The organism is Lachnoclostridium sp. Marseille-P6806 (genome assembly GCF_964238185.1).
Taxonomy (GTDB): Bacteria; Bacillota; Clostridia; order Lachnospirales; family Lachnospiraceae; genus Brotaphodocola.
The window spans coordinates 64681-74233 of record NZ_CAXSLG010000012.1 but is presented as its reverse complement, the minus strand read 5'-3'; the positions used below and the strand labels follow the sequence as shown (position 1 = coordinate 74233).

Genomic DNA, 9553 nt, shown 5'->3' with positions numbered 1-9553 from the left:
ATCGGCTCTGCCCAGAATAACTAATGACATATCTTATATCAGTTTTTTGAGTTTACACAAAACTTGAAACGGTCTCAGCCGATATTCGAGTCCACTCCTATTTATCACTCCTGATGGTACTGATTAACACCACTATACAATCAGACAATCAAATCAACCTTCCAGATATTTCGCCTGCTCTTATTAAAGATGCTTTATCCTATATCAGCGAAAACCTCACAAACGATATTTCTGTGCAAGCCATTGCAGATTATTTAAATATCAGCCGTTCCAGACTTAGCCATGTATTTAAAGATTATACTGGTATCTCGCTCTGGAACTACATTATTGCCAGACGTATCCAATATTCTCAGACTCTTTTAAAGCAGGGACATTCTATAACAAACGCCTGTTATGAATGCGGATTTCAAGACTATGCTCATTTTATCAAGGTTTTCACCCGGCTAAATGGTATCTCACCAGGAAAATATGCCCGAAGCAGTTCCATGACAAAATAAAAAAGATGATTGGCAGCTTTAACAATTAAAGTCGTCAATCATCTTTTTTAATATATCTTTTTAATCTTTTTTAACCGATTTTCCTCCCTCAAGCATTCTCGTAATAAATTCCACAGACCCATCGATACCGTAGGCTGCACTATTGACACACAGATCGTAATTCACCGCATTTCCCCATTTGCGGCCCGTATAAAACCTGTAATATTGCATATGCTGTCGATCTACTCGCTTTAACAGCCGTCTGGCTTTTTTTTCATCCAGTTTGTTTATCTCCATAATTCGGTGCAGACGCTGCTCAAAAGGCGCCGTAATAAAGATACTGATATGTGGGATTCGATTGTTTGTTAAAATCACATCAGCACACCGCCCCATAACAATAAAGCTTTCTTTTTTTGCCATATCACAAATCAAATCGCTCTGATTAAAAAAAACAGCATCCCGCTTGGACAAGCCATGATATCGGCTGAACTCTCGCATACACTCGCGGGCAGTTCTTTTTCCTGGCTTAGAAAAAGCCTGATCCATCTCCTTTTGCTCAGGTCCAAAACGATATCCGGCCTGGTCCTCTACTATGTCCTTTTCTGCTTCCAGACGTTTCAACACTGCAGAAAATATTTCTGCATCATAAAAATTAATTTTCAGAGCATCCGCCAGAGTAAATCCTATCTCATTTCCTCCGCTTCCATAGGTTCTTCCAATACAGATAATCAGCTTATCGCTGCCTTTAAATCTATTTTTCAAATTGAAAGCATTTAAGCTTGCCAGATTCTGATCCACCACATCTCCCTCGCCAAAGCTGGTGGGTAAAGAGATCACTTTCTGAAGGATCCTGTCATATTCAGACATAATCATCCGGCGCAGTTCTTTATCCTGAATCGTTCTTGCCATATTGCTGATCAGGGCCAATTCACTGCGCAGCTGATGTCCCTGCTTTCTCGAACTCATCAGTTCTACCATGTCACGGACACACCCTTCTCTGTCTCGACTGAACACCCGCCCCAGAGAAGAACCCAACTGTGCATAGACCTCCGCATCCAAATCATAAATGCGCTCCGCCAGTTCCCGAAGCATTTCCTGTGTATATTCCATGTTTCCGCTCCTTTCCTATAAGAAAAATACCAGCATATCCATCAGGAATACAGGTACTAAAAAGATGAGTGACCAGAGCATATAACCAAAGAATGACGGCATGCAGATACCATTCTCATCTGAAATGGATTTTACCATAAAGTTAGGGGCATTTCCAATATAGGTATTCGCTCCCATAAATACTGCACCGCAGGAAATCGCTTCCAGCATAGCCACCGGCACCTGTCCAAGGGTTGTTGCAATTCCGCTGGAAAATCCCAGAGAACCTGCTGTTGTCAAAAATACCAGATAAGTCGGTGTATTATCCAAGAAACTTGACAGCGCACCTGTTACCCAGAACATCTGATACGGCTCTGTAATTCCAAGCTCTGCACCTTTTGCTTTCAAAATCATCAGAGCAGGCTGCATGGTAATAAAAATACCGATAAATAAAACAGCCACCTCCTGAATTGCACCCCAGGTAAAATGGTTTTTTCTCCGAATTTCTGAATTTGTTGTCTTAAAGGACAGCCATGCAGCAAAAAGGATCATTGCAATCTCAATCAGCGCCGGATAGGACAGCTTTACTTCTCCGTACAGCCGTATCCCTCTCACCTGTCCTGCCTCATTCTGAAATGCTGCCATTCCCGGCAAAACTCCGCTTAATATAACAGCTGCCACAATCATAACCAGGAAAATAAGATTGTGGAGTCCCAGTATCCTGATCTCTGTTCCCGGCTTGCTGATATCTGGCTTGCATCCTTCTGCAATGTCCTTTCGGTAAGCACGCCGATCCAGCCAGTAAAAAACAAACAGAAGCACTGCAACATTCAAAGCCATAACCGGCATCAGATGCAGGCTCCAGAAGAAGGGAACCCCTCGCATAAATCCCATCAGCAACGGCGGATCTCCAATCGGAGAAAGACATCCTCCAATGTTGGAAATCAGAAAAATGAAAAAAATCATAATATGACTTTTCCGTCTTCTCCAATAATTCATTTTAATTACTGGACGAACCATAAGCATGCTTGCTCCAGTTGTCCCAATCCAGCTAGACAGACAGGTTCCCAGCATCAGAAGTCCCACATTGATTCTGGGGGAACCGGCCAAATCCCCTTCCATTCCAATATTTCCGGACACACAGAACAGCCCGAACAGCAGTACAATAAAGGTTAGATAATCACCCACCAGACATTCCAACACCGTTTCCAGCGCTGTCCCGGAGCCATATCTGACTGCAAAGGGAACGATAAACAAAAGAGACCAGAGCACCACTGCATGAATCTGGTGTTTTTCCCACCACTCTGCTTTAACCAGCGGAAGCACTGCAATACACAGCAAAAGTCCTACAAAGGGAATACACAAAGCAAGCGGAACTGCCCCTGCCGCTTCACTTCCTGCTTCTGCTGCCAGAACCTGAAACGGCATTCCGGCGCAAAATACGGCTGCACTTCCCAAAAGCAAAAGAATTTTCTTCATAAATGTCTTCATCATCCTGTCTTCCTTCTACTATTTATTTCCAGCAGCCGGAAACAGCTGTCTTTTCTGCTGTTCCCGGCTATTGCATGTTTCACGAAAACGCATTATAGCACTTTGTAACAAAAAATCAACAAATGATATTTTTATAACAGGTATTTTAAAAAAAGAACAGGGAGCATATCCGTTTCTTGCAGAAACGGATATGCTCCCTGTTCTTTTTTCCTGTGCTTCTTGTACCGCAATCCATCCATATTTCTTCTCATGGAGAACTGCCGGCTGCTTTTTATTATTTGTCTTCTGCCATATTGACTCCGGCAATCTTCACATTCACATCCAGAACCGTAAGACCTGTCATATTTTCAATCGCAGATTTTACCCGCTCTTGTACTCTTTCGCTTACTTCCGGAATGTTATAGCCATACTTAATATTCAGAGACAGATCCACAGATACATGCTCTTCTGTTACATCAACCTTCACACCCTTTGACAGAATCTTCATGCCCAGCTTTCCAACAAGCTCATTGGTAATATTTCCGGCCATGGAATCCACTCCGTCTACCTCTGTTGCCGCCAATCCTGCAATAATCGCAACGACCTCATCTGCAATCCGTACTTCTCCAATTGTATCATTTTCATATACCTTATGGGTATTTCTTGTTTCCTGTTCTGCCACGGTAATCCCTCCTGTATCATTCAGATTCACTGCTGCTTACAGTATAACAAATCCCGTCCGATTTGCAAAGGGGTATTTCCCGTCAGTCTTCCAGATTCAACAGGGTAATGACAATATTTTCTGCCCCCACCTCCGTCTTTCGCTTCACAATGTCCTCAATCTGAGCTCTCTGCTGATCTGTAATGCTGGCCGCATTGATCACAACGTCAACCTTTCCATTCGTCAGACTGACTACCGGATCCAAAAAGCCCTTTGCCTGTAGAAGTGTCTCTGCCGCATTTTCCTTTTCCGCCACTGCTGTCATGGCGATCATATTCTGAATGGCCTCCTGCTTGGCAGCCTCCTCTATATTGGTATTATTAATAATATTGTTCAATGTTTCTCTATTTTTTGCCCGAATCTGCTCTCTGTTCAGCTGCACGCCCGCTATGTAGTCCGATACCGTCAGACCGCTGGTCAAAACTGCCTCTCCGGGATTCTCCATTCCTGTTTCCTCATCCCAGCTGTCTATTTCTGCAAGCTGTGTTCCTGCCGGTTCTAACTGTTTTGCCTGTTCTCCCCCATCAGCCAGCGCTGGTGGATTTTCCACATCTGATGAAGCTGATAGCTCTGCTCCTGTCTGTATGCTGTTTTCTTCATTCTGTGGCTGCGCCTCCTCTATTTCGCCAGAGAACTGATATCCTGCTGCCTGATTCTCTGCCAGAATATCCTCGTCTGAAATCTCCAGAACTCCCGCCGGAAGGATTCCCCCTTCTGCTCCAGCCTCCAGCTCCTGCTTGCCCGCATAATTCAAATATCCTGCTGCCGCAATCATAATCGCCAGAGTAGTAATTATGATCTGATTTCTTCGAAACAGCTTTTTCATATTCACATCCTTCAAATGCTTTTCTGCCTTCTTGAATTTCATACCCTGCACTCCTTTATTCCACCCGCATTCATACTTTATCCTATGCGTTCCACGGAAATTTATGCACCTACGGATTTCTTTTTAACACCTTAATTTTATGTGCCGGAAGTCCGAATAGCGCCTCCATTGCAGAAGCAATCTCCGCTTTTACAGAAGGACTTCCTCCCCCCTCAGCGCTGATAATAATACCTGAAATTTCCGGATACAGTTCTTTTTCCACAATGGGCTGGTTCTGGCTGTTTCCAGAAACCAGAACCGTAGTGCTTTCCTGTTCCCGGCTTTCTAATTTTCTGGTGCCGCCTCCGCTGTCCTTCTCCTCTGTAAAGGAACGGGAGCCATTTTCATCTACATGAATAATTTTTTCCGATGAAGCCTTTAGCACAATCATCACCTCCAGTTCCCCTACCCCTTCAACATTTTTCAGGATAGAGCGTACTCTCTGCTCCAGAAGCTGTTCATAGGTAGCTGCTCCACTTTGTCCTGAAGCAGCCTCCCAGAAGGTATCCGACTTTCCTTCTTCCGATCCATTCAGATAAGAGCTTTCTCCTCTCCTGTAATTTTTCTGAGTTCTTCCGGCTTCCAGTTCTGCCCTCCCGCTATCCGAGTTCTCCGTCCTATCTAACACACTCCCTCTTCCTTTCTCAGATAAGGATTTCCTCTGTCCTGCAGGAAAAGCCAGAATACATAAAATCACACCGGCTGCCACCAAAAACAGCCATGGTTCACGCCCCTGGGGCCATTTGAATTTCCACATTGCTTTCCTCCAGATGATAATAAGCCTCCAACTTCTCCCTCAGCTGTTTCTCCTTCTGTCCCATTTCCCCCAGAATTTTCCCGGATAACACCGGCTCCGTTTTTTCTGTCTTTTGAGGTTCCTCCAGCTCCCTCACCTCTGTACGCCCCGTCACCTTCACTTCCACCGGCATTACCGGTCTTACAGGTTCCACAGCTTCTGTTGTTTTTTCTTCTTCCTGTTCTCCTGCTAAAGGCTTCTGCGCCTCTGCTCCTTCCTTCTCTTTCACAATCAGACGGATCGAGCAGATGGTACCAAATGCTGGATTGTCCTCTCTGGCCTCTATGGTTACACTACATTGTGCTGCCTGGATTCCCATTTCCTCTGCTAACTGAATCACATCTTCCTCAACAGCCTCCTCATACCGGCGGATCACACTGGAAAGCCTCTGTTTTTCCATCCCAATCATATTCTGCTTCAAATCCTCCGCCTGCTCCTGAAAAAGAAAGCTCTCATAATATCCGGCAATGGTATCCTCCAGATGCAGCCCCTCTGTGAATGGATGCAGCACAATAAAAACCAGAACCATTCCTGAAAACAGACGAAGATACTTCCCATACTGTTTTCCAGGAAGAAGACGTTCGGCTACTGACAGAAAAAGGAAAAATCCAGTCAGATTCTGGATCCACTGATATAATTCCTTCATTCCATCCTCCTCTTTTCCAGATTTTCTGCGGCCTGCCCTTTTTCTTTGCTAAAAAAAGAAGCTTGCTCGCGAGTTTCTCCTATGCCAGATATGCAGCATTGGTTCCCACACAAATCAAAGCAATGGTAATAGCAAATAAAACCAGTCCCGACACTGCCGCGTGAAGAAGCATTTTCTGCCCCTCTGCCACGCCGCTGATGCATCCCACCAGGCGTTTATCAGCTACCGGTTCCAGAATGGCTGCCACAATCCGGTAAAGCATGAAAAAAAACCACAGCTTTACCAGAGGCGCAAGACTAAGAAGTACCAGGATCACCACTGCCGCTGCTCCCATGGTATTCTTAATCAGAACCCCGGAGCCTAAAACCAGCTTTGTCACAGCTCCCGCTCCTGCTCCGATTCCGGGAATCGCCTGCAGGAGTTTTTCCATCCCTGAGGTTTTTATTGCGTCTGCATAGGGGAGCACCATCCCCTGTACCAGATGAAAACCGGCAACCAGACCTAAAAGCCAGCGAAGTCCCCAGAAAATTCCCGTTTTCAAAAGCTCCGTCATTTTGGAAAGCATGTCTTCTTTCATCACATTTCCCACCAGAACAAGCATCACATATATCTGAATCAGAGGAAGAACCAGACGGACGTACATTCCCTGCACCATACTAATCAAAAATAAAACCAGCTCATACCAGGCCACGGAGGCTGCCGCAGCTCCTGCCCATACTACAGCTGCAAAATAAGACGGCATCAGTGCCTTCATAAACAGGATCTGTTTTTCCAACACCTGAACGGCCGTATCTGCACTTTCCAGAAAAAAAGCCGCCATCACAGTGAATGTCATCAGATAGATCACAAAAAATCCGGCTTCCGACATCTGATCTCCGGAAAAAATCTCTGAAAATCCGGAAAAAACTGCCCCCAGAAGTCCCAGCGTCAAAAGCTGGACTGCCATAGCGCCGCCATTTTCCATCTCGCCCAGAAAGCTCTCCCTCAGACCGTCCAGGATCATCCGCCCTGCATCCTTTCCTCTTCCTTCTATGAGAGCCTGTACCAGCTCCGTAAAGGAAAGCTCTTTTCCGGTTCCTGCCGCCTCTTCCTTCAGGAATTGTTCCAGCTCACTCCAATCCAAGCCTCCTTCTTCCATTTCCCATATAGACTGCCCATCGCCTTTCTCCCATAAAGGCTCCTCTCGGCTTTGTCCCCATACCTTCTCCCTCCCGGATCCTATGAGAACCGCAGACACTGCCAAAATCAGAATCAGTCTCCTTCTCCCCCTCATCCCAAAAATCCCTGCAGAGTTTCCATAAGGGCAAGAACCACAGGCATACTGACCGCAAGAATTGACAGTTTCCCAAAAATCTCAATCTGCGTACCTACCGCTCCATATCCGGCATCCCGGCAGATACCGGAGGAAAACTCTGTAATATAAGTAATGCCTGTCATTTTCACCAGAGTATTTAAAAACACTGGTCTGATTTTTACATAATCCTGCAGGCGTCTCATTCCTTCCACAATGCTTTCCAGACGGGCGGCGCCATAAAAAAACATAAAACAGCCTGCTGCCATGACCAGATAAATTCCATACTCACTTTTTGTTCCCTTCAGCTGAACTGCCAGAAGAACAGATGTAATTCCGACAATTCCAATTATCACAATTGACATACCGCGTCCCTTACAATGCAAACAGATTTTTAATGGTTTCAAACAGCTCATAAATATAAGGCACCATCCAGAACAGTACCAAAAGCAGACCTGCCAGACTGGTTAAAAAGGCCTGCTCCTCCCTCCCGCTGTGCTTCAGGACCTGGCAAATCACAGAAACAAGGATTCCTACTGCAGCAATTTTAAAAATCAGATTAACCCCCATGGTCCTCTCCTTTTCCTCAGATCAGCAGTATCGTCAGAAACAGGCCGCTCATAATTCCCAAGCTGGAATACAGGCGGCACCGTTCCTGCCTGTGCTCTCTCAGCAGCTGAATCTGCACATCCAGCTGTTCCAGATACAGAAGCAGCGTCCTCTCCTGCATATCACGATCCAGATATCCCAGATGCTTTCCCAGCTCAGCCAGATACTGCCTGTCCTGCTTTGTCAGAGCCATGCCTGAAATCTTCCCTACCTCCTCCTCCCAGATCTGGCAGAAGGTCTCTCCTCCCTGCTGTTCAATTTTTCCGGCTGCCCCGGTAAATAATCCGGATAGGCCTTTCTCAAACCGCTTTCCCACAGCCTCCAGCGCCTCAGAAAGCGGTGCATTGGCATAAAGAATCTGTCCCTTCAGCATATAAATCATCTGTCTCAGCTGCAAAAGCTGTTCCAGGCGCCTTCTGTATTCTCCCGCCATCCAGAATCCAAACCCGGAAGCGCCGGATACAATACATACCGCCCCTGCTGCCTGCATCCATATCTGCATCCCCGATCATATCTCCCTTCCCGCTTCCCCGCTGTTCTTTTTATACAACACATTTCCCCTGCTGTCACAAATGCTTTCCACATGTCCCGCCCTTCCCTGGCTTCCCAAAAGAATATAACGGTCAAACCAGCTCTCCTCTACCATTTTTCCAAGAACGGGCTTCGTCCGCACATCCGCCAGGGATGTTCCGTGAACAGTCGCCATCACCCGGCATCCGCAGTTCATCACATATTCCAGCGCCTCCAAATCCTCTCTGCTTCCGATCTCGTCCACAGCAACTACCTGCGGTGACATACTGCGAATCAGCATCATCATTCCCTGAGCCTTCGGACAGCAGTCCAGAATATCGGTACGGCTTCCCAGATCATTCTGGGGAACTCCCTGAAAACAGGCGCCAATCTCAGAACGCTCATCCACTACGCCAACGGTCATCGGCTGCATCCACCTGCTGCCTTCTCTATCTCCAGCTGCCCTCCATCCATCTGACACCTGCCGGATCAGATCCCGCAGCAGTGTTGTTTTCCCGCACCTGGGAGGCGATACAATGAGAACATTTTCCAGCTGTCCATCCCGGTATATACAGGGCATAACCAGATCCGCGCAACCTCTGATCTGATGGGAGAGACGCACGTTCATGCAGGAAATAAATTTCATACCTCGTATTCCCTTTCCCTCTACAATGGTTTTTCCTGCTACGCCAACACGGTGTCCCCCCTGAATCGTCAGATATCCCTGGCGAAGCTCCTCTTCAAAGGCATACAAAGAGTAGCTGCTGACATACTCCAGGGTTTCCTTTAAATCTGCCCTGGTTACCTCATAAGCCCGTTTCCTGTTTTCCGCTGTAGCCTCTGTTTTCTTTCCTTCTGTTGTAAGATAATACTCCTGATTGCTGCAGATGATAAGAAGTGGAGACTGAATCCGAAGCCGGACTTCCTGTACCTGTCCGAAATCCACCTCTGCCTGCTTTAGAATACTTCTGATATCTTTAGAAAATATACGAATAATCTCTTCCCGCTGTTCCAAAATCACCCCTCCCCATACAGTAATATCTCAGATAGAAAGAAGCTCGCTCGCGCGCTTCTCCGCCT

At 46.3% G+C, this 9553-nt stretch carries 12 protein-coding genes; 1 reads left to right on the top strand and 11 read right to left on the bottom strand.

Features of this window, described 5'->3' with window-relative positions; translation table 11 throughout:
* The first annotated feature begins 113 nt into the window (after positions 1-113).
* Complete coding sequence (locus ACESON_RS14375; protein WP_373110597.1) at positions 114-497, top strand: helix-turn-helix domain-containing protein; 384 nt, start codon at positions 114-116, stop codon at positions 495-497.
* 60 nt (positions 498-557) lie between these two features.
* Here ACESON_RS14375 and ACESON_RS14370 read toward each other — a convergent pair whose 3' ends face one another.
* The 11 genes from ACESON_RS14370 to spoIIIAA form a co-directional block, all read right to left on the bottom strand.
* Positions 558-1586 carry a cytidylate kinase-like family protein gene (locus ACESON_RS14370; RefSeq protein ID WP_373110595.1) on the bottom strand — a complete coding sequence of 343 codons (1029 nt, stop codon included), beginning with the start codon at positions 1584-1586 and terminating at the stop codon, positions 558-560.
* A 15-nt stretch (positions 1587-1601) separates the two neighbouring features.
* Entirely contained in the window at positions 1602-3044 is a 1443-nt protein-coding gene (locus ACESON_RS14365) for a sodium:proton antiporter (protein ID WP_373110605.1), read from the bottom strand.
* Between the two features lie 286 nt (positions 3045-3330).
* Entirely contained in the window at positions 3331-3717 is a 387-nt protein-coding gene (locus ACESON_RS14360) for an Asp23/Gls24 family envelope stress response protein (protein ID WP_177959034.1), read from the bottom strand.
* 82 nt (positions 3718-3799) lie between these two features.
* On the bottom strand, positions 3800-4624 hold the full coding sequence (locus ACESON_RS14355) for a SpoIIIAH-like family protein (protein ID WP_373110593.1): 825 nt from the start codon (positions 4622-4624) through the stop codon (positions 3800-3802).
* A gap of 67 nt (positions 4625-4691) precedes the next feature.
* Entirely contained in the window at positions 4692-5378 is a 687-nt protein-coding gene (locus ACESON_RS14350; RefSeq protein WP_373110591.1) for a stage III sporulation protein AG, read from the bottom strand.
* The gene (locus ACESON_RS14345) at positions 5347-6063 is read right to left on the bottom strand and encodes a stage III sporulation protein AF (protein ID WP_177959032.1); all 717 of its coding nucleotides are present in this window, start codon (positions 6061-6063) and stop codon (positions 5347-5349) included. The genes ACESON_RS14350 and ACESON_RS14345 overlap by 32 nt, the downstream gene beginning before the upstream one ends.
* A gap of 79 nt (positions 6064-6142) precedes the next feature.
* Positions 6143-7336 (bottom strand): stage III sporulation protein AE, encoded by a 1194-nt coding sequence (locus ACESON_RS14340; protein ID WP_373110589.1) that lies wholly within the window; start codon positions 7334-7336, stop codon positions 6143-6145.
* Entirely contained in the window at positions 7333-7719 is a 387-nt protein-coding gene (locus tag ACESON_RS14335; RefSeq protein ID WP_373110587.1) for a SpoIIIAC/SpoIIIAD family protein, read from the bottom strand. The genes ACESON_RS14340 and ACESON_RS14335 overlap by 4 nt, the downstream gene beginning before the upstream one ends.
* 10 nt (positions 7720-7729) lie before the next feature.
* Complete coding sequence (spoIIIAC, locus tag ACESON_RS14330; protein ID WP_177959029.1) at positions 7730-7924, bottom strand: stage III sporulation protein AC; 195 nt, start codon at positions 7922-7924, stop codon at positions 7730-7732.
* A gap of 16 nt (positions 7925-7940) precedes the next feature.
* Positions 7941-8465 (bottom strand): stage III sporulation protein AB, encoded by a 525-nt coding sequence (locus ACESON_RS14325; protein WP_373110585.1) that lies wholly within the window; start codon positions 8463-8465, stop codon positions 7941-7943.
* A gap of 6 nt (positions 8466-8471) precedes the next feature.
* The gene (spoIIIAA, locus tag ACESON_RS14320; protein WP_373110583.1) at positions 8472-9488 is read right to left on the bottom strand and encodes a stage III sporulation protein AA; all 1017 of its coding nucleotides are present in this window, start codon (positions 9486-9488) and stop codon (positions 8472-8474) included.
* Positions 9489-9553 lie beyond the last annotated feature (65 nt).